The 21,125-nt window shown below is 62.9% G+C and carries 16 protein-coding genes, 1 tRNA gene and 1 pseudogene; 7 read left to right on the top strand and 11 right to left on the bottom strand.

Going from position 1 to position 21,125, the window contains the following annotated elements:
* Positions 1–15 precede the first annotated feature (15 nt).
* From BLR75_RS05115 to BLR75_RS05100, 5 genes and pseudogenes are all read left to right on the top strand, one after another.
* Positions 16–972 carry a PDR/VanB family oxidoreductase gene (locus tag BLR75_RS05115; RefSeq protein WP_084313810.1) on the top strand — a complete coding sequence of 319 codons (957 nt, stop codon included), beginning with the start codon at positions 16–18 and terminating at the stop codon, positions 970–972.
* 778 nt (positions 973–1,750) lie between these two features.
* Positions 1,751–2,935 carry a hypothetical protein gene (locus BLR75_RS05110; RefSeq protein ID WP_371858139.1) on the top strand — a complete coding sequence of 395 codons (1,185 nt, stop codon included), beginning with the start codon at positions 1,751–1,753 and terminating at the stop codon, positions 2,933–2,935.
* 47 nt (positions 2,936–2,982) lie between these two features.
* Positions 2,983–4,068: pseudogene (locus BLR75_RS27290) on the top strand (methyl-accepting chemotaxis protein); the annotation flags it as partial.
* Positions 4,051–4,923 (top strand): methyl-accepting chemotaxis protein, encoded by an 873-nt coding sequence (locus tag BLR75_RS27285; protein WP_425438997.1) that lies wholly within the window; start codon positions 4,051–4,053, stop codon positions 4,921–4,923. The pseudogene BLR75_RS27290 and the gene BLR75_RS27285, both read left to right, overlap by 18 nt.
* Positions 4,924–6,131: 1,208 nt before the next feature.
* Positions 6,132–8,468 (top strand): KAP family P-loop NTPase fold protein, encoded by a 2,337-nt coding sequence (locus BLR75_RS05100; RefSeq protein ID WP_084313813.1) that lies wholly within the window; start codon positions 6,132–6,134, stop codon positions 8,466–8,468.
* Between the two features lie 94 nt (positions 8,469–8,562).
* Here the strand turns inward: BLR75_RS05100 and BLR75_RS05095 are convergent, their stop codons facing one another.
* From BLR75_RS05095 to BLR75_RS05045, 11 genes are all read right to left on the bottom strand, one after another.
* Positions 8,563–9,120, bottom strand: a complete 558-nt coding sequence (locus BLR75_RS05095) for a recombinase family protein (RefSeq protein WP_084313814.1) — start codon at positions 9,118–9,120, stop codon at positions 8,563–8,565.
* A gap of 186 nt (positions 9,121–9,306) precedes the next feature.
* Positions 9,307–12,201 carry a DUF927 domain-containing protein gene (locus BLR75_RS05090; RefSeq protein ID WP_084313815.1) on the bottom strand — a complete coding sequence of 965 codons (2,895 nt, stop codon included), beginning with the start codon at positions 12,199–12,201 and terminating at the stop codon, positions 9,307–9,309.
* A complete protein-coding gene (locus BLR75_RS05085; RefSeq protein ID WP_084313816.1) occupies positions 12,185–12,475 on the bottom strand; it encodes a DUF3077 domain-containing protein in 291 nt (96 codons plus the stop codon). Before BLR75_RS05085 ends, BLR75_RS05090 begins: the two co-directional genes overlap by 17 nt.
* Positions 12,472–12,714: a hypothetical protein gene (locus BLR75_RS05080; RefSeq protein WP_084313817.1), complete on the bottom strand. Its 243-nt coding sequence runs from the start codon at positions 12,712–12,714 to the stop codon at positions 12,472–12,474. Before BLR75_RS05080 ends, BLR75_RS05085 begins: the two co-directional genes overlap by 4 nt.
* A gap of 883 nt (positions 12,715–13,597) precedes the next feature.
* Positions 13,598–14,233, bottom strand: a complete 636-nt coding sequence (locus BLR75_RS05070; RefSeq protein ID WP_139206992.1) for a hypothetical protein — start codon at positions 14,231–14,233, stop codon at positions 13,598–13,600.
* Positions 14,230–14,421, bottom strand: coding sequence for a helix-turn-helix transcriptional regulator (locus BLR75_RS27280; protein ID WP_084313930.1), 192 nt, complete (start codon positions 14,419–14,421; stop codon positions 14,230–14,232). The genes BLR75_RS05070 and BLR75_RS27280 overlap by 4 nt, the downstream gene beginning before the upstream one ends.
* A gap of 137 nt (positions 14,422–14,558) precedes the next feature.
* A complete protein-coding gene (locus BLR75_RS05060; protein WP_084313820.1) occupies positions 14,559–14,840 on the bottom strand; it encodes a helix-turn-helix domain-containing protein in 282 nt (93 codons plus the stop codon).
* A gap of 113 nt (positions 14,841–14,953) precedes the next feature.
* Positions 14,954–15,667, bottom strand: a complete 714-nt coding sequence (locus BLR75_RS05055) for a hypothetical protein (protein WP_084313821.1) — start codon at positions 15,665–15,667, stop codon at positions 14,954–14,956.
* 178 nt (positions 15,668–15,845) lie between these two features.
* Complete coding sequence (locus BLR75_RS26620) at positions 15,846–15,998, bottom strand: hypothetical protein (RefSeq protein WP_169720277.1); 153 nt, start codon at positions 15,996–15,998, stop codon at positions 15,846–15,848.
* Between the two features lie 2 nt (positions 15,999–16,000).
* Positions 16,001–17,236: a tyrosine-type recombinase/integrase gene (locus BLR75_RS05050; RefSeq protein WP_084313822.1), complete on the bottom strand. Its 1,236-nt coding sequence runs from the start codon at positions 17,234–17,236 to the stop codon at positions 16,001–16,003.
* Between the two features lie 155 nt (positions 17,237–17,391).
* Positions 17,392–17,468, bottom strand: a tRNA-Arg gene (locus BLR75_RS05045).
* 604 nt (positions 17,469–18,072) lie between these two features.
* Between BLR75_RS05045 and gabD the strand changes: the two genes are divergently transcribed.
* Positions 18,073–19,524 (top strand): NADP-dependent succinate-semialdehyde dehydrogenase, encoded by a 1,452-nt coding sequence (gene gabD / locus BLR75_RS05040; RefSeq protein WP_084313823.1) that lies wholly within the window; start codon positions 18,073–18,075, stop codon positions 19,522–19,524.
* Positions 19,525–19,752: 228 nt separating this feature from the next.
* Entirely contained in the window at positions 19,753–21,030 is a 1,278-nt protein-coding gene (gabT, locus tag BLR75_RS05035) for a 4-aminobutyrate--2-oxoglutarate transaminase (protein ID WP_084313824.1), read from the top strand.
* Positions 21,031–21,125: the final 95 nt, after the last annotated feature.

Raw genomic sequence — 21,125 nt, 5'->3', positions numbered from 1 at the left:
CACAGAGGTAGCAACATGACTCACGACAACACACTGACAGCCTTCGTCCACACCCTGCGTTTCGAAGCGGAAGGCATCATCAGCGTCGAGCTGCGTCCCCATGGCGACCAGGTATTCCCCGGCTTCGGCGCCGGCGCCCATATCGACCTGCACCTGGGCAACGGCCTGGTGCGCAGCTACTCCCTGCTCAACTCCCCCGAGGACAGCGGCCGCTATGTGGTCGGCATCCTCCGTGACCGCAACAGCCGTGGCGGCTCCGCCTACGTGCACCAGAACCTGCGGGTGGGCATGCAGCTGCAGATATCCCCGCCGCGCAACCTGTTCCAGCTGGACGAGAGCGCCGAGCACACGGTGCTGGTGGCCGGCGGCATCGGCGTGACGCCGATCTACTGCATGCTCAATCGCCTGCGTGCCCTGGGCAAGTCGGTGGAGATGCTCTACTGCGCGCGCACCCGCAAGGAGGCCGCCTTCGTCGAGGAACTGGCCGCCAGCGACGCCGATATCCAGCTGCACTTCGACGACGAGAAGGGCGGCCCCGTGGACCTCAAGGCCTTCCTCGCCGCACGGCCGTCCACGGCGCATTTCTACTGCTGCGGCCCGACGCCGATGATCGACGCGTTCGAGAACCACTGCGAAAGCCTCGGCCACCCGAACGTGCACATCGAACGCTTCGCCGCCGCGCCGGTGGCCCCGGCCGCGCCCCAGGGCACCTACGAGGTGCAACTGGCGCGCAGCGGCAAGAGCATCGAAGTACCGAGCGGAAAATCCCTGCTGGACGCGCTGCTGGAATCCGGCGTCGAGGTCGATTGCAGCTGCCGCGAAGGCGTCTGCGGCGCCTGCGAGACCCGCGTGCTGGAAGGCGAGCCCGAGCATCGCGACGGCGTGCTGACCAAGGCCGAGAAAGCGGCGAACCAGACCATGATGGTCTGCGTATCCGGCTGCAAGGGCTCGCGGCTGGTGCTGGACCTCTGATCCCCGATTGTTCCTTTGTTCACCACTTTGGCCGGCGCTCGTGACGCCGGCTTTTTTTTTGTCCGGGGGAAATGCACCGGCCATCTAGTCCGGATGAAGGACATGCAGGATGGGTTGAACTCCGCGATACCCATCGAACCGTGGTGATGGGTATCGCTTCGCTCCACCCATCCTACGACTTGGTCCCTCGCATGCACGGACAGTCCACTCTCCCTCCGGGAGAGGGTTGGGGTGAGGGAAGTTCGAAGTTCACTCGATATATCCCCGCAAAACTTCAATGACTGCTCAGTCATGTTTCCCTGATGAAACGACAAGACTTCCCGCCAAGTGTCACCGTGAGTATTCCGCGCACACACTTCGTACGCTTTTGTTACCCCGTAATCATCAGGTTTCAAGGGTGGCACAAAAATCCGTGTTCTATATATAAATAATTGAATTTAAAGGATTTTTTCAAATAAGACCTGCTGGCGATGCAATGGCATGATTCATGCTCAAAACAGCGTATCGCAGGTGAAACGAAATGCGATGGAAACTGGCTTTTCGGCAGCGCTGCCGGGTAACAGCCGAACAGGCCGATGGAATGGCCTGAAAACAATTAACGAGCAATAGGCGAAGCGCCTGAAGGCTTCCGAATATGCAACTTAGAAGTTGCTGGAGAAGTTCAGGCGACGGGTCTCGCTTTGCTCAAAAAAAACTCTGCCTTAGCGAACTTGCAGATGAGGTATTGATGAAAAAGCACGTGCTGTTCATTGGTCTTGCGCTTTGCACCCATTCCGTCATGGCCGACCAGTCCGCCGGCCCGGCGGCGCCAACGGCACCGGTCGTCGCGTCGCCCAAGCCGTTCCCCCATATCGGCCTGCGCAGCGACGACGGCAAGAGCTCCCTGGATATCGGCGGCGCCCTGCGCATGAACTACCGCGACGAGGACTGGGACACCACCGAGAACAATGGCCGCTTCCTCTTCGACACCTTCCGCCTGGATGTACAGGCCACCCACCACAACTTCTTCTCGGACCTGGGTTACTGGTTCCAGGACGACGGCAAGCAGTCCATCGATCGTGGCTTCATCGGCTACAGGTTCAACGACACCTCCAGCCTGCAACTGGGCGCACCCTTCAAACCGTTCGGCCTGGAGCCCTATCCGCAGTTCGGCTGGAGCTACCACATCCCGTTCTTCCTGGGGTACGGCGTCAGCGCCGGCACCGGCGCCAAGTACGTCTACAAGGATGCCGACTGGAACATCCAGGCCGGCTACTTCCCGCGCATGCTGCCCAGCGACCTGCGCTATTCCCCCGAAGTGGGGCGTTTCTCCGACCTCGACGACAACGCCATTCCGGCCATCCACTCGCGCCAGGACAACGAGAAGCGTGACCAGGTGAACCTGCGGGTGGCGCGCAACTTCGCCGGCGACGGCTGGAAGACCGAGGTGGGGGGCTCGCTGGCGGCGGCACGCCTGCACAACGCCACCACCGACGACGATGGCGACTACTGGGCCGGCGGCCTGCATGCGGTGATCAACAGCGGCAACTGGACGGTGACCACCCAGGGCATCCGCTACGAGTTCGATCCGAAGAACCCGGCCGGAGTCAGCGATGACGCCATCCTCATGGGCACCAACGGCCTGACGCCGGCCTTCCTGATCGCCTCCGAAGCCACCGTGGCGTCCTTCAACGTCGCCTACGACGTGCCGACGCCGAACATGGGCATGCTGAAGAAGCTGCGCTTCTACAACGACTACAGCCGCATGTTCAAGGACAAGAGCGGCTGGGACGATTCGCAGATGTACACCGCCGGCGTGCAGTTCATCGCCATGCCGATCATGGGCTGGCTGGACTTCACCTGGGGCCGCAACGCCAACCCCTACGGCGGCGCGGAAAGCGGCACCGGCTTCACCAGCACCACCTCCTCGCGCAGCGACGAGTGGATTTTCCGTACCAACCTGAACATCGGTTACTACTTCTGAGCCCTCGGCGGCGGCATGGGCCGCCGCCTCCCTGCCGAGCCTTGTCCATGTTCCCACTACGCCTTCCACGGCTGGCCGACCTGCGCGTCGGCCACAAGCTGGCCCTGGGCTTCGCCCTGGTATTGCTGCTGGCGCTGCTGATCACCCTGGCCGCCGTACTCAGCCTGGACAGCCTCAGCCAGCGCGGGGACCAGCTGATCCGCGGCAGTGATCTCAACCTGAGCTTCCTCCAGGCCGACCGGGCGCGGCGGGACTTCGCCGCCCAGGGCGAGGAGGCGCAACGTGCGCGGGTCGAGCAGCTCACCGCCGGCATGCTGGCGGATGCCGAGCGCCTCGGCCGCCTGCTCGACGACGCCGGCGACCGCCAGCGCGTGACCCGGATGGGCGAGGCCACCCGCGCCTATCGCGAAGCCTTTTCCGCGCTGGCGCAGGCCCGCGCCGAGCAGCAGGAAGCCAGCCGCTTCGGCGTCGCGGCGGCGGAGCAGGGCATGCAGGCTTTCACTCGTCTCGAAGCGCAGTTCTTCGAGGACCTGGAGCAACTGTTCGACACCCATGCCATGCTCGACCAGATCCGCGCGGTAGGCCGGCTCAACCAGCAGTTCCTCCAGCTGCGCCTGCTTACCCTGGTCTATGTGCGCTCGCCATCGCCCGAGCGGGAGCGGGCCGCCTTCGACGCCGGCGCGGCCCTGGCCAAGGCCACCCGCACCCTGCAGGGGCAACTGCCGGAACGCAGCGGCGCCATCCTCGGCGAAACCTTTGAGGCGCTGGAGCGCTTCCAGCAGTCCCTGGAGCGCTTCCGCCAGGGCATCGCCGGCATGGCGACGGCCACCGCCAGCATGGCCGAGCGGGCGGAGGCGGTGCAGGGCCTGAGCCGCGAGCTGCAGGCGTCCTTGCTGGAGCGGCGCGACCGGGAAACCGCGTATGTGCGCCTGCAACTGCTGGCGATTGCCGGCGTGACCCTGCTGGTGGCCCTGCTGGCGGCCTGGGGCATCACCGGGCAGATCGTCCGCCCCCTGCGAGAGACCCTGGCCCAGGCCCGGCGCATCGCCGAAGGCGATCTCTGCGGCACCGCGCCGGCCGCACGCGGCGACGAGCTGGGGCAGTTGCAGCAGGCCATGCAAGCCATGCAGGACAGCCTGCGCGAGCTGATCGGCCGTATCGGCGGCGGGGTGGGCGAGATCAGCGGCGCGGCCCAGGCGCTGTCCGCCGTCACCGAACAGACCCGCGCCGGGGTCGAGGAGCAGAAGTCCGAAACCATCCAGGTCGCCACCGCCATGCAGGAGATGGCCTACACGGTGCAGGAGGTGGCCGGCAACGCCGGGCAGGCCGCTGGCGCCGCACAGCTCGCCTGCGAGGAGGCCGGCAGGGGCAACCAGGTGGTGCAGGACGCCATCGCCCAGATCGAGCGGCTGGCCGCCGGGGTGCAGGCTTCGGCCGAGGTGATGGCCCGCCTGCATGAGGACAGCGCGCAGATCGGCTATGTGCTGGATGTGATCCGCTCGGTGGCCGAGCAGACCAACCTGCTGGCGCTCAACGCCGCCATCGAGGCCGCCCGCGCCGGCGAGGCCGGCCGTGGTTTCGCGGTGGTGGCCGACGAGGTGCGCGGCCTGGCCCAGCGGGTGCAGAGTTCCACCAGCCAGATCCAGGAACTGATCGGCCAACTGCAGCACGGCGTGCAACAGACCGCCACGGCCATGCTCGGCAGCCGTGACATGAGCCATCTCACCGTCGACCTGGCACGCCAGGCCGGCGCCGCGTTGCAGGGTATCGACCGCGCCATCGACGACCTGCGCGGGCGCAACCTGCAGATCGCCACGGCGGCGGAGGAGCAGAGCGCGGTGAGCGAAGAGATCAACCGCAGCATCCTCAGGGTGCAGGCGGTGGCGGAGCAGACCGCGGCGGCGAGCCAGGAAACCGCCGGCTCCAGCCAGGCGCTGGCGCGGCTGGGACGCGAGCTGCAGGGCATGGTGGCGCGGTTCAGGGTGTGAAGGGGGGCGCTGCGCGTGCGGCCCTTCGGGGGGCGGGGAATGGTCGCGAATCCCCCGTCATGAAAGAACCGCGCAGCCCTCCTTCCGGCATCCTGGCGGAGCCGTGGCAAGCGCCCCGGCCCGCGTTTGGGCACAAAAAAGCCCCGCCAGAGTGATTCTGTGCGGGGCTTTCTCTTTTCATCTGCACCCACGGGCTTTGCGCGTGGCGGGTGATTTTCTCGTAGGTGCTCGATTTTACTGGCGCCGGCGAGCCTCTAACCTGTTCTGTATGTTATTAATATATATGTATTTTTTGTTTTATTGATTTCCATGGTGTACATGCTGGTGTACACGGTGTGCGCTGCTGGCCTAGATGTTGGCTATTTTTTGTCCAGATTCCGCGCATGGCTTTCTACCCTCGAAACCCCCACCCTTCCATTTTTCCCGCCGTTGTATACGGAGTTCCCGAGATCGTTCGAGGTCCATTGGGATCAAGAGTTTTTGACTCCCCCCCTATATGAAATTTCGGCGCGCGGATCGATGTGCCTCCCTAGGTCGTTCGGGCAATAGCGGCCGCTAAGGAATAGACACCCCCCGGTCTCTCTACTCAAAGGCCCAGAGCATTGCGCATAGACTTTCATCGCTGTCGGCACTACCCCTAACGGGGCAAGGGGTGCGCCCCATACCTATCAAAAATCAGGTGTTCTCGGTGTTCTTAGTGTTCCTCAAAGGCTGAAAGCCAGCAGCAGCGCGGCTTTCCGCCGTGGAACACCTGTTCGAGAAAGGCGGAACACAAGATGTTCGGAACACCCATGGTGTTCCGGGGAGGGTTACCTCCGACTGAGCCGCCGCTATTGAGACCGGGCGACAGGAAACGGCGATAAAGACGCTCTAGTGTGGCACCGCCGTGTCGATACATGAGTTTCAACATGCGCGTACGCGATCCCGAAGTGTCTGCAATGAGTCGCGGCCTAATGCACTTTTCTGCATCAAGTCGGTGTTCTGCCTGCTGTCTCGCCGCCAATAGTTGGGATCGGCTAGGATGCGCTATCGCGGCAGGATCTCTCGACTGTTACCAGGAATGTAGCTATGCATCGAAAGAGTTTCGGGAGTGGTTGCTGTAGATTTTCGAGATCTTCTACCCCGATTTCCGAGGCGGCACCCGCACCGCTTAGGCTAACGCTTTACGGTCTTGGAACGAGTGGTGGTCACTTGGGGAGGGCTGGGCAATGACTGGCCTGCTAGCTCGTCTGCGCGCATGGCGTGCTCGTCGTCGTGCGCGACTCGGTTCGGCTTCTGCGAGGGCTGAACGGCTGGATAGTGGGATTGGTGCAGAGGCACCAATCCGGAACTCATCCCAAGACCGCCTGAGAAGATCGGATTTCGCGGAGCGTATAGCTAGCGTGCTCTCGGAGCTCACCTTGCGCGAAGGTAGGGTGTTTGCGATTCGAGGTGGCTGGGGCTTTGGCAAGTCGTCTCTAAAGAACCTAATCACCGAGAGGCTAGATGCCGCCAGTGAAAGAGCGGACTGGCTTGACTTCAATCCTTGGCAATGGGGCGAAAGTGACGCAATTGCTCGCGCCCTCTTCAGCCAGATAGCTGATCGCCTGGGAGGGGAACATTCGAAGGAGGCGTTAGCCCGGGCCGAAGCGCTGCGACGCTATGGCGCGATTTTTACTGGGAGTGGCGCGTCGCTTAAAAAGGCGGAGAGTCAGAGCAGTGCCATTTCGATGGTTCTGACGAACGCTTCGGTAATTGCCATTGCCTCGGCTATAGGCTTCGATCTCCCAACGGTAGCGGTTGTGGCGGCCGTTTTCGCAACTCTCTCTGTGTGCGTTCCGTTATTGGGTCGCGTGCTGTCATATCTCGGACGTGATCGCGCTGCCGATCCTCTCGACAAGGTACGCGAATCATTGGAAGTGCGCCTTCGCGAGCTTGATCGACCATTGGTTGTTTTTGTCGACGACATCGACCGACTTGAGCCTGAGCAGATCCGGATGCTCCTTCGTCAGGTGAAAGCGAACGCCAACCTACCCAATATTGTCTTTGTGCTGCTGTTCCAGCCTAGCATCGTAGAACAGGCGCTTGACCCGGTTGCTGATGGTGAGGGGCGCGCTTTCCTCGAAAAGATCGTGCAGGCCAACTTTGATCTACCAGCGGTTCCGGTATCGACTGTTCACCGCATATTTGCAGAGGAGCTTTCTGAACTGGCGGGAGCCTGGGCGACGGAAGCCAATGGATTCTCGGAAACGCGCTGGGGTAACGCATTTGTTGGTTGTATTCAGCCGTTGGTGCGCAACGTACGCGACGCGAAACGGTTGATCTCGTCCATTGCAGTGCACATGCCATTGCATGTGTCAGGGCCTGTCTTTGAGGTAAACATTGTCGACTTCCTTGTTCTGGAGTCACTGCGGGTGTTCGAACCAGATCTCCATGAGGCGCTGTTTCGAGAAAGGGCATTGGTGCTCCAGGAAGGGCGCTACAGGGGCAATGACCGGAGAGAGGCGGATAGAGCGGAGGCGGAAAAGCTTGTCGACTCCGTTTCAGAGGAACGCCGATCCATAGCGAAAGATGTGATCACCGATCTTTTCCCAGCCCTGGGATGGGCTTTTGGGGGGACTCACTACGGCAACGACTTCCATCGTGAGTGGATGACGGAAAAACGGGTGTGCTCCCACCGCTACTTCCCGCGCTACTTTGAGCTTCAGACAGCAGTCGGCGAAATATCGGAATACCGATTCGTACTTCTGCTCGATGCGAGTGCAACTGAGGATGGATTGGCTGCAGCGATTGATGAGCTTGAGGGCGCCGGGTTGCTGCCATCACTTGCCACCAGGCTCGATGAATCAGTTGAGCGTCTCCCGGTCGAAAACGCTGCAGTGCTGTTACCTGGGATGTTCGAAATTGCACAGAAACTTGCAGGGCAGCGAGGCTCCGATCCTTTTAACTCGCCCTGGGTTTCAGCATGGCGAGCGGTGAGCTGGTTCCTAAAGCGGATCCCGGAGGAGGAGCGGCGTGAATTGGTACTTGCGGCGTTCCGTAAGTCTGAAGCTCTGTCTGTAGCTTCGATGCTGATTCACCTGAACGATCCTGCTGATCAGAAAGAGGGGGGCACCTTCAATCCATCGCTTGACCTCAATACCGTTGAGGCGATGAAGGCAGAATGGCTGCGGTTGATTCGGAGCCGTGCAGCCAATGGCGATGTGTTGATCGCGGAGCCGGACCTTCTGTTCTTGCTCTATCGATGGAAGGATTTGGCCGGCTCTCTGGACGAGCCCCGCGAATGGGTGTTGGGGGCGATCCGGACAGATGAAGGTTTCGCAATCATGTCCACACGAATGATGAGCCGGGGCACAACCCACTCATGGGGGGACCGAGTCAGCAAGGTACTCATTAGCTTCAATAGAGAAACAGTCGATGAACTCATCGGCATTCAGCTGGCAAAGGCTAGGTGTGATGCGATCAGACCCTCCGATTTTCCCGACCATCGCGAGGCTCTGCAAAAACTGCATGAGTCTCTGGAAAAGTGGCTTGGGCTAAGAGAGTACGATTTTATGGATCTCTGAAATGGGATCCTAGTTGACGTCGAGCGAACCCTTTGAGGGGCTTTCTATGGCCACGCTGCAGCATAGGATGGTGCTGACGACTGCTTGGCTGCTGTCACTTGTTCCAGTGGCGTTTAATGGTCGCGAGACTCATGCCAAGCTCGGCTGCCGCCAGGCTCTGGCTCATCCCGCGAACCTTACAAGTTTGCACAGCTTTGGTGGTGTTGAGGGCCTCAGGTCGACCGGCCTTCTTGCTGCTCCGAGCCAAACCTTCTCGGGTGCGCTCCTTAATTCGGTCGCGCTCGAAGGCAGCGACGGCGGCCAGCACCGTGAGCTGCAGTTTGCCAGCTGCGCTGGCCAGGTCCACGCCATCCAGATCGAGGCTGCGCACATGAATGGAACGAGCGCTCAAGGCCTCGATGGTTGCTAGGACATCTTGGACATCGCGACCTAGCCGGTCCAGCTTGAGCACTACCAGCATGTCTCCCGCTTCCATGCGATCAGCCATCTTCGAGAACTCCAGGCGCTGCAGGGCTGGCATTCCCCCAGAGGCCTGTTCGGCAAACCACCGGTGCGGCTGAATATCGAAGCCCTTTTGCTGAAGCGCGAGCAACTGGTTGTCAGTGGACTGCTCCAGAGTTGACACGCGGCCGTATGCAAATAGGCGGTTCATGGCTTGTCCTTTTGGTGTCATATAAGGCGGGGTCTTTATTGTTGGGTGTCAATAATGCGTAAACCCACAATTGTTGATACCAAGGGGGAAGGGTCGTCCTCTGGTATCAACAAGGGGTCGTTTTATGATGCCGGCCAAGGGCAGCAAGAAGGGAGGTCGGCCAAGGCTCAACCAAGGCCGGTGCCGTTAGGCTGCAACTGAGAGGTCATCCCCGGTATCAGCGAATAGCTTGGTGGCGTCCACCACATAGGCGCGTGCCTTGGGTATTCCCGGCAAGGCCATGGACTGGGAGGCTTTGCTACCACCTGGCTGCAGGATCTCCCGTTCTACAAGCAGGCTGTTGACATTGCGCAGGTTCATACCCTTGAACACCTCACCACCCCAAGCAGCGGACAGGAAGTAGTACGTCGTCGTGGTGTACTGCGCATCGCCGTAGCTATGTTCAAGCGTGCGCCGAAAGCCCAGCCGGTCAACCGTACGTGGGGCGTGGTCATCCACCTTGGCTGCCACACTATCCCAACGGGTGAAGCGACTCTCCCCGTATTTCTCGATGATTAGTCGCAGACACTGCACGATGGCTTCACCTTCCAGGTTCCCAGCCCCGCCGCGCTCAGCCAACCAGGCGCCCAGACATACCTTGGCCGCATGCGTTGCCGTGCCATCTGGCCAGCCCGTGACGCCTAGAGCCGTAGCCAATTCCCCAGCTGCAGCAGCCAACCCAAAGCGTGCCGCTGCACGTTGCGCCTGGCCGCTGGCACTAGCTGGCAGCGCCTCGGAGATGAAGCGTTCTACGGTGCTACGCACCATTGCCGCATATCCGCGCAGTTTGCCCGGCTCACAGAGGGCCGACAGGAAGGCTAGGGCCGGCGAACCGTAGAACTTGCTTACCCGCGCCTTGAGCGCGTCCGACAGTGCAGCTGCATCCTCGAAGCCATGCAGCGCCTCGAACAGTCCAAGCCCCTTGCTGGCATCAGCGGGCACGGCCAGCAAGCGCACCTCCATCCCGGCTTTCAGTTCCTTGTGTGCCTCGGCCATGTGCTGCGCCAAGGTCTTCTCCCCGGTGGAGAGGAACAGCAAGCGCCATTCCTGCACCTGGCGCCCGGCCTGGCCGCGATCATTGGCGCGCGCCTTGCCGGTGCCGTTACCCAGCATGTACACCGTTTCGCCGATGATCCTCGGGTCACACATGCCAATTTCGTCGAGCACCAGCAACCCGTCAGAGTGCGCGGCGGCGACGCTCTCCAGGGCGTTGTCAGTCGAGCGCCACGAACGCACCAGGCGCGGGCCACCCCATACTGAAGCGGCCACCTGCAGGTGTGTGGTCTTGCCGCCTGAGCTGTCGCCGTAGAGGTGGAATCCGCCCGACTCGGCGCCCAGCAGATGCAGCAGCGGGCCAGCGAAAGCCACGCACACCACGAACGCCAGCCGGTTGTTGCCGACGCACAGCGCGCCAATCTGTTGCTGCCATTGCTCCAGGGTGCCGGCCTGACTGATCGGCGGGAGCTGGGCGCCGGCTTCGTAGAAGTGCAGGTGCTCGATGCTCTGGCCTATCCGCCGATCCGGCAACAGGTAGGCATCGCCATGCCAACCCAGCCGCGTGACTAGGCGGGCGCGTTCGCTGCTATCGTAGCCCTGTAGGTAGCTCTGCAGGTCATTGCGGGAGTTGCGGGCAGTGCGCAGGGGAGCCAAGCGTAGACCCATATCCACCAGCGGCCCCAGCACATCCTTGCCGAAGTCCCCGGCCATGCTGCGCTGGGGAATGTTCAGCCGCTTGCTGGTACCGTCCGGGTCATCGAACTCCACCAGCAGGCCCCAACCATGGCCCTTCTCGTCGCGGGTGCGCGCCAGGATCTCCAGGCGTGAACACACCGGCCGCGCCTCGCCATCCTCGCCGGCATAGAACACCCCATCGGCCGTAACGCGGAAGCCGGCCGGCACCGGCGCGGACTTCTCCACTGGCGCCGGCTTGCTGCTAGCGCGGGCCTTGCCCTTGGCCGACGTTGTCGACGGCGCCAGGGCGAACAGCTCCCCACTACGCTCCAGCTCGGCCAGGTGCGCGGGCGTCCAGCCCTTGGCCAGGGCATCGGCCGCGTCGTCGCCCTCGGCCCATTCGCCACCCTGGTGGAAGGTCGGCCGGCTATCGTCGAGGCCGGGGCGCTGGCCGAACACCGTTAGTGCCACCTGGCGAACCGAGGCGGCACCGAGCTGGCGCAGGTGCTCGGCCAGGGCATCCATGCACTTGAGGCCAGGCGCGTCGTTGTCCGGCCACAGCAGCATGTCGCGGCCGGCCAGCGGGGCGAAGTCGGCTTTCTGCCAGGAGTTGGTGCCGTTGGGCCAGCAGGTAGCGACGTAGCCGGGCAGCAGCTCGGCGGCAGCGTCTGCTGCCTTCTCGCCTTCGCACAGCACCACCGGGTCAGCCGCACGCGTGGCCAACTCATCGAGGCGCAGCAGCGGTCGCGGTTCGGGCAATCCCTGCCAGCGCCAGGACAGCGAGCCATTGCCCGAGTGCTTGCACCAGGTCAGCGGGGCGAACACCTTGCGCGGTGTATCGCTGTCATCCGGTCCCAGGTCGAAGCGATATAGCACCATCATCGGTCGGCCATCGGCGGTGCGGTAGATCCACACCTTCGACGGTTTACCGTGCTGGCGGTGCGTCTGCAGCACCTTGTGTATGGCCTCATCAGGGATCGGCAGAACCGGCACCCACTCGGGCGCCTTGGCCTTGCTGCTGGTCGGCGGGCTGGCGCTGGCAGTGCCTGGCGTGACGCTCAGGAGGTCCGCCAGCTTGTTGCAGGCGTCCACTTCGCTGCCGCCGTCCAGGTAGCGCACCAGGTCGATCAGGTCGCCGCCCTTGTCGCCCGTGGCGAAGTCCGACCAGGTTCCCTTGGCCATGTTCACCTTGAGCGAGCCGGCATGCTTGTCGGCCCGCGTGGGGTTGGGTGCGGTGTATTCCTTACCGCCGTCCACCCGTTTGCCACCTGGCAGCCAGTGCGACAGCACCCGGTCAATCGCCTGCAGGGCGGCGCGGCTCACCTCGGCAAAGGTCGGGTACTGGCGTTTGTCGTCAGGAGTCTTGGCCATGCCGCTCCCCCCGTCCGTGCGCCTGGCAGCCCATAGCGGCGGCATCTACCAGCGCCTTGGCCATATCGGTCAGGTACTGGATAGTGAATGCTCCCTCATCGGCTGACAGCATCTCGTGCCCCATTGCACCGGCTAGATATTTAACGCTGGCCAACAGGCAAGAGGCATGCTCAAGAGCATCCGTAACAGGAACGCCCGCATTCACTGACAACAACGGAGCGTCAGCGCGACCCGCGAAACTCTCTTGACGGGTAACAGCGGTAAGGCGGTTCATTGGGCACCCCCTTTGCGTGCCTGTTGCGCTTTGTGTTCTTCAAGGAACAGTTCCGCGTGATAGGAGAAGGTGTCCGCCCATTCCTCGGCAATGCCCTGGCCGAGCCGGGCCAGGCCTTCCACCTCGGGGCCACCAAGCTTTTTGATTGCGATGAACAGAGTGCGCAGGTTGCTCATCTGGTATTCAGCCGTGGTCAGGTCATTACTAGCCTGCCAGAGCGAGGGCCTGGGTTCGTTCATTGCGCACCCCCTTGCACTTCCAGAGCGCGGGCACGAGCCATGGCAGCGTTGTAGCGAGCTAGGCGAACGGATAGGGACGAATCGGCGCGCAGCGCGGCGAAGGCGCGGGCCTTCAGGGCGGCGGCGTGTTGCTGAATTGCAGACGGAGTGAGGGCGTGCGAGTGCTTCATGGGTGGTGCTCCTATATCGGGTGAGGAGCTGCCACGTACCGTCGCCAAACGGATAAGGGTGGCAGCCGTGCGCAGGTTGGCGAACCGGGGATATAGGAACCCGGCAGACCCGAAGGTCTCCCGCGCACGGCCGCCATAACACGGCATTGCGGGCACAAAAAAAGCGCCTGCAATGGAGTTGATGGCGCCTGTGCGCCTATATCTGATCGGGTCGCCAAACCCGGCCGCTGGATTGACAGCGACGGACGCAGAGTAGCGCGGGGTTATAGGGAGCACAAGAACGGCAAGGGCTTGCACAGCCAGCGACTGCGGCATAGATTGAGTACGCATAGTGATTCACCTCAAACGCCCTCGGCTGCAACCGGGGGCGTTGTCGTTTCAGTGTGTGGGACGGCCGTAGGCCTCAAACCTCACGACCAACTTGGGCAAGTAGCCGTCGCGTAGCATTGAGCGAGCGTCTTCATACAAGTCCGCCGCTATCCCATCATCCAGCGCGATGGCCTGTACAAGTGGCCCCAAGCGCTGTGCCAGGACACACCAGGTGCCATCCTGCCAATGCACCACTGCCACGGCGGCGCCCTGCCTCTCCTGATCCTGCCGGAAGCGACCTAGCTTGCCTGTGACCTGGCGACCAAACCCGGCACCCTGCAGCCACTCGAAGGGACGAATAACGTATTGGCTGGCCATACCATGTGGAGATATAGATTTAGTATTCATGCGGCTTTCCCCTCCACCAGCGCCAGCAACGGTGGCTCACCACCACTGCCTCGCAGCCAGTCAGCAATGCGGCGATCCTCTGCGGACTCATAGGCATATTCGGCCTGCAGGTAGAGGCGGCGGGCTTCAATGTTTGCCTGTACCTGTTGGCTGACGTCTGCTGGCGCTACTGCCCCATGGGCAATGCCCTGGCCAATAGCGAGAGCCGCTTTGCAGGCGCGGCGCTCGGCTGCTAGATCGCTATCGACGTAGGTCGCCCAAGTGGCAGGGTCATTGGCATAGGGCGCATCGTCGGCAACCAGCCAGCACGTTACCCACTCGGCCAAGCCATCCACTGTCAGCGCATTGCGCTGGCGCACCGGCATGGCGAACAGGCCTACGCCAACTACCTTGGCGAACTCGCGCCGGACGGTGTGGCCGCCCAGCATTTCCGGCAGTTCCCATGGGTGCGGCTCAAGCGGGAGCGCCAGCCCGTCCGGGTTGAAGAAATAGGCTTTCTGCTCGCGGGCGCTCCAGCTAACGCCGGCAATGGTGCGCTGGCGCCAGTTGTGCTCACCAGGACTGTAGAGGCTGAAGCCTATGCGGTACAGGTCGAAGAACGGGCCACGGAAGGGCACACGGGCAGCTCTCATGCGGCCGCCCCCCGCGCTTCGATCCGTGCCCGCACCCATGCCTGCACCTCGGCCAGCACGAACGCCACGGGCGCCCCTTGAGCTGTGCTGGAACTCAGCGGCACCGGGCGTGGAAAGGTCGGGTCGTCCTTGAGGCGCTTGTATACCGTGGCCCGCTGCAGGCCGGTCATAGCCAGCAAATCCGGCATACGGATAAGCGTGGCGGCCGGGTCAAAGACTGGGGGCGTGCTGGCGCTCTGCTGCAGGCGATGCACGTTGCTGGCTGCACCCAAGGCCGGGCCGCCAGGGGAAGAGCTGGGCTTGGTCGCTCTGGCTTTGCGCTGGGTCATGCCGCTACCTCCCGCGCTACCTTGCTGGTGCGCTGGCGGTCAGCCAACCAGGCGTCCAAGTCGGCGCGCTGGTAGCGAATGCGGGAGCCGCAACGGATGAAGGGCAGAGTATAGCGGCCGGTGCTGCGCCAAGTGGCCAGGGTCTTGACCGAGAGCCCTAGCACTTGAGCGGCCTGCTCGGGCGTTAGGAGGGCTTCAGGGGTAAGGGTGGCAACGTCGCCAGGGCGCTGACGCACAGGATCTGCCAGCGGGTGAGGTGTAGCGGGTGTGCTGTTCATATCTGTCTCCATGCGTGCATAGCTGCAACGGCATGGAGATTGGCGGGACGGCATCAGCCCAGGAAGATTGGTGTCGTATGAAAACGTCGGACGGTTTCATACGACAGCGTCCTTTACATCGCGGCGTACATCTTCGAGAACCACCCCTGTATTGTTTTTAATGCCCGCTCAGTAGGCACACCGTCCCCTAGAGATGCCAGGCCGAAGCGCTGGCCAGTCTCGGCGGCATGCTGGCGCAAGTACGGATAAATCTCCCTCGATAGCTGGGCCTTTGACTTCAAGCGACCATCCTCCATACGAGCATGGTTTTCCACGTAGGCAATGGCAGCTTTCTTGTCCCAGTCGTTGGCCAGCCTGCCATCCAGCGCTTTTCTGGTCTTCCGCTTATCAGTGGCTTGCTTGGCGTCTAGATCAAGCCAGGCGCGATAAGACAAGCGGTAGCACAGCCGCCACAGGAGTGTTTCCGCATCGGATGGATCAAGAGGCGAGTCCGCCAGCCTCATTGCACAGAGCACGGCATCTGATAAGGCTATGCCTAACGGGTCGTCAGTACGGGAGTTTTCATAGAACTCAACAGCGTGGACGGCATCGGACAGCGTAGCCAGCTCCCCTAGATAACCATGCCGGTGCAAGGCGGGCACCAATTCCTTTAGCAACACGACACAAGGGCCACCGCGTAAAGGCAGCCGCTCACCCGGGCGCAGCCGAGAGAGCACACGGCGCTCCCGCCAATAATCATCCATACGCGCCCTGAACTCCTCAACATCTTCAGAGTAACGAAGCAGGGCTTTCAGGCCGTCCTGTTCACCATTTCTCTTCTTGCTCATAACCTACCCCACGCCCCAGGTTCCCGCGCCACAACCCGCGCCAGCGCTTGCCTGCGTTCCATCGTCCAGCCTGCCCACGTCGGCCGCCAGGGCAGAGCTAGGCTGGTGCCGTGTTCCGCTTGGCCGGCTGCTGGCGCCGCCTTGAAACGCCCCGAGGTGTTCGGCCTGGCGCCCCCGATCACAGAACACCATTGGTGTTCAGAACACCTTGTGTTCCGCCTTCTGCGCGTTGGTGTTCCATCGCTACAAGCCCCGTATTTTCTGGCTTCAGCCGATACGGAACACCAAGAACACCGGGAACATCAGTTTTTTGAGGGGTACGGGGTTGCATGCTCAAACCGCCTTGCCGAAGTTGACCGGCACAACGTTGCTCTGCTCCAGTTCGTCGAGGTGGTCGGCATACCACTGCATCATGCTGCGCCGTTGCTCCAGGTAGATGGCCTTGTTGTAGACCCCGGCGACACCATCCTCAGCATGGGATAGCTGGGCCTCGACGTGTTCCTTGGCAAAGCCATTCTCGCGCAGGGTGGTGGACGCCACATGGCGGAAACCATGGCCAGTCTGGCGGCCGGCGTAGCCCATACGCCGTAGCGCCATGTTGAAGGCCATATTGCTGCGGGGCTTGGTGCGACTGCTGCGCCCGGGGAACAGCAGGGGATAGGCGCCGGTCAGGGTGTTCAGTTGCTCCAGGGCTTCCAGCGCCTGGCGGGAGAGTGGCACCAGGTGAGGGCGGCGGCGCTTCATCCGCTCTGCAGGTATCGACCACAGCCCGGCCTTGCGGTCGAACTCATCCCAGCGCGCTTCGCGCAGCTCGCTGGGGCGCACCCCGGTGAGCATCAGCAGGCGCAGGCCGAGGCGCAGGTCATGCGCATGCGGGTAGGCGGCAATGGCCCGCAGGAGGGAGGGCAGTTCCTTGGCGGTGACGTGTGCATAGTTCTCGGCCGGCTTGCTCTGCAGGAAGCGGCTCAGCCCTTCGATGGGGTTATGCACGGCCCGGCCGGTGACGCGGGCCAGGTCGTAGATCTCTTTGCAGGAGCGGCGCACCCGGCTCATCTGCTCGATGATGCCTTTCTGCTCCATGCCCCGGAAAAACTCCATCCACTCGATGGGCAGGATCTCGCCATACAGGCGCCGACCGAACACCGGGAAGACATGCAGCTCCAGAGCGCCGATGGTGCGCTTGGCGGTAGCCGGCGCCCAGGTGGCAACGCGGATATCGATCCACTCCCGTGCCAGTGCCTCGAAGGTGCTGTTGGCTGCCTCCAGGGCGGCAACCTTGCGGGCCTGCTTGCTGACGATGGGGTTCTTGCCGTCCGCCAGGTCGGTGCGCAGTTCGGCGGCTTTCTGCCTGGCGGCCGATCCGCTCACCTCGGGGTAACTGCCCAGGCCGAGCCATGACCATTTGCCGTCCGGCTTCTTGTAGCGGAAGTTCCACGACTTTTGCCCGTTGGGCTTCACCCGGAAGTACAGCCCGCCGCCGTCCAACTCCCGATAGGGCGTGCTCTCCGGCTCCAGGCCGGCCAGGGTGGTATCCGCCAGAGGGCGGCGCTTGATTTCGCTACGCTTCATGTCTTGTACACCGCTGGTTCTAATTTTCAGCAGGTGTACACGGCGGTCAAGTATAGGGATAGACAAAGGTAGATAGGCAGATACAAGAAAGCCCGCACGAGGCGGGCTTTTCAGGGTGTTCCGTAGACTGCTAGAGACAACGGTAAACAGCTATGTGGCGCATCCGGCGGGATTCGAACCCACGACCCCTGCCTTCGGAGGGCAGTACTCTATCCAGCTGAGCTACGGATGCGTAAACCGCGGAACCCGCGGCAGGGCGCAATAATACGCATCTCGCCGGCGTGCGTCCATTCCATCCGGGGTCGTTCGTGATATCGAACGAACGTACCGTTATCTCCGCCTGTCGTTCAGTAAATTTCGGAAAAGCAAATACTTTCGTTGGATTTTTTGAACGAGCTCTTGCCCTTTGATTTCCCGCGCCCTAGGATGCGTTTGAGATTTCAAACGCCCGCCACAACGAACAAGGAGAATGGGGAATTGGCATCACAGTACCCGGCCTCGTGCCTGTGGGATTGCCTACTTCCGTTGTTCCGACCGCCCCTCGCGAGCGAGGCACAGGCGAAGGTTCCGTCGGGAGCCGGGTCGGCAAGGTGTGGCGGCGGCGTTCAACAGATTTTCCCCAAGGATGTCCAAACCGGAACGCAGCCTCGGCGCCAGTCGAGCGTTGCGCACGCGCGCATCCGCGTGTCGCCCGGCCGGCGGTTCGCCGGGGCGGCTGTCTGAAGCGGGGCGAGTGAACGGATGAGGCGGACGCCTCTCCAATCCCTGACAACAAGGCAGACGGGGTAGACGAGGTAGCCCCCGCTGCTCAAGGTATTCCTCGAAGGAGACAGGTCATGCAACTCAAAGACGCCACGCTGTTCCGTCAACAGGCCTACGTCGACGGCGCCTGGGTCGATGCCGACAGCGGCCAGACCATCAAGGTGAACAACCCGGCTACCGGCGAGATCATCGGCACTGTGCCGAAGATGGGCGCTGCCGAGACCCGCCGCGCCATCGAGGCTGCCGACAAGGCGCTGCCGGCCTGGCGCGCGCTGACCGCCAAGGAGCGCGCCAGCAAGCTGCGCCGCTGGTTCGAGCTGATGATCGAGAACCAGGACGACCTGGCTCGCCTGATGACCACCGAGCAGGGCAAGCCGCTGTCCGAGGCCAAGGGCGAGATCGTCTATGCCGCCTCCTTCATCGAGTGGTTCGCCGAGGAAGGCAAGCGCATCTATGGCGACACCATTCCCGGCCACCAGGCCGACAAGCGCATCATCGTGATCAAGCAGCCGATCGGCGTGACCGCGGCGATCACCCCGTGGAACTTCCCCTCGGCGATGATCACCCGCAAGGCCGGCCCGGCCCTGGCCGCCGGCTGCACCATGGTGCTCAAGCCCGCCTCGCAGACCCCGTATTCGGCGCTGGCCCTGGCCGAGCTGGCCGAGCGTGCCGGCATTCCGAAGGGTGTGTTCAGCGTGGTCACCGGTAGCGCCGGGGAAGTCGGCGGCGAGCTGACCGGCAACCCGATCGTGCGCAAGCTGACCTTCACCGGTTCCACCGAGATCGGCCGCCAGCTGATGGCCGAATGCGCCAAGGACATCAAGAAGGTGTCCCTGGAGCTGGGCGGCAACGCGCCCTTCATCGTCTTCGACGATGCCGATCTGGACGCTGCCGTAGAAGGTGCGCTGATCTCCAAGTACCGCAACAACGGCCAGACCTGCGTCTGCGCCAACCGCCTGTACATCCAGGACGGCGTGTACGACGCCTTCGTCGAGAAGCTGAAGGTCGCGGTTGCCAAGCTGAAGATCGGCAACGGTCTGGAAGACGGCATCACCACCGGCCCGCTGATCGACGAGAAGGCCGTGGCCAAGGTGCAGGAACACATCGCCGACGCCGTGAGCAAGGGCGCCAAGGTCGTCGCCGGCGGCAAGCCGCACACCCTGGGCGGCACCTTCTTCGAGCCGACCGTGCTGGTCGACGTGCCGAAAAACGCCGCCGTCGCCAAGGAAGAGACCTTCGGCCCGCTGGCGCCGCTGTTCCGCTTCAAGGACGACGCCGAAGTGGTCGCCATGGCCAACGACACCGAGTTCGGCCTGGCTTCCTACTTCTACGCCCGTGACCTGGGCCGCGTGTTCCGCGTGGCCGAGGCGCTGGAGTACGGCATGGTCGGCATCAACACCGGCCTGATCTCCAACGAAGTGGCGCCGTTCGGCGGCATCAAGGCCTCGGGCCTCGGCCGCGAAGGTTCGAAGTACGGCATCGAGGACTACCTCGAGGTCAAGTACCTCTGCCTCGGCGGTATCTGATCCAACCCTGCCGGGCTCCGGTCCGGCAGGTTGTTCCCCGTGGGCAGCGGATGGCAGGCAAGAGCTGATAGCCGTCCGCTGCCGGCGTTTTCCGGTGGTGGCACCGGCAAACCCACCCGGCGGGTCGCAAGTGCCACGACAGTCGATCATCGTATGCTGTCGTGAGCGGTCTTCGCCCCGTCTTCATCCTTCAACTCGGCCGACCGATGAGCGGCCACTGAGGAAAATATGAGCAAGAACGAATCCCTGCTGCAGCGTCGTCAAGCCGCCGTCGCCCGTGGTGTCAGCCAGATCCACCCGATCGTCGCCGAGCGTGCCGAGAACGCCACCGTATGGGACGTCGATGGCCGTGAGTACATCGACTTCGCTGGCGGCATCGCCGTGCTGAACACCGGCCACCTGCACCCGAAAGTGGTCGCCGCCGTTCAGGAGCAGCTGACCAAGCTGTCGCACACCTGCTTCCAGGTACTGGCCTACGAGCCGTACATCGAACTGTGCGAAGAGATCGCCAAGCGCGTTCCGGGCAACTTCCCGAAGAAGACCCTGCTGGTCACCTCCGGCTCCGAGGCCGTCGAGAACGCCGTCAAGATCGCCCGTGCCGCCACCGGCCGTGCCGGCGTGATCGCCTTCACCGGCGCCTACCACGGCCGCACCATGATGACCCTGGGCCTGACCGGCAAGGTGGTTCCGTACTCCGCCGGCATGGGCCTGATGCCGGGCGGCATCTTCCGCGCCCTGGCTCCGTGCGAGCTGCACGGCATCAGCGAAGACGACGCTATCGCCAGCATCGAGCGCATCTTCAAGAACGACGCGCAGCCGCAGGACATCGCCGCGATCATCATCGAGCCGGTACAGGGCGAGGGTGGTTTCTACGTCAACTCCAAGGCCTTCATGCAGCGCCTGCGCGCCCTGTGCGACCAGCACGGCATCCTGCTGATCGCCGACGAAGTGCAGACCGGCGCCGGCCGTACCGGCACCTTCTTCGCCACCGAGCAGCTGGGCATCGTTCCTGACCTGACCACCTTCGCCAAGTCGGTCGGCGGCGGCTTCCCGATCTCCGGCGTATGCGGCAAGGCCGAGATCATGGACAGCGTCGCTCCGGGCGGCCTGGGCGGCACCTATGCCGGCAGCCCGATCGCCTGCGCCGCGGCCCTGGCCGTGATGAAGGTGTTCGAGGAAGAGAAGCTGCTGGAGCGTTCGCAAGCCGTTGGCGAGCGCCTGAAGGCCGGCCTGCGCGCCATCCAGGCCAAGCACAAGGTCATCGGCGACGTTCGTGGCCTGGGTTCGATGGTCGCCATCGAACTGTTCGAGGACGGCGACGAAAGCAAGCCGGCCGCCGAGCTGGTCAGCAAGATCGTGGTTCGCGCTCGCGAGAAGGGCCTGATCCTGCTCTCCTGCGGCACCTACTACAACGTCATCCGCTTCCTGATGCCCGTCACCATTCCGGACGCGCAGCTGGACAAGGGCCTGGCGATCGTTGCCGAGTGCTTCGACGAACTGGCCTGATTTACTGAGCCGGTGAAAAAAGACCCGCGAAAGCGGGTCTTTTTTTTGCCTGCGATTCGTCTGCAGCGGGCCGTCCCCGGCGATAACTACGACCT

It is taken from the genome of Pseudomonas jinjuensis, from assembly GCF_900103845.1.
GTDB lineage: Bacteria > Pseudomonadota > Gammaproteobacteria > Pseudomonadales > Pseudomonadaceae > Pseudomonas > Pseudomonas jinjuensis.
This window is presented reverse-complemented; position numbering and strand designations above follow the sequence as displayed.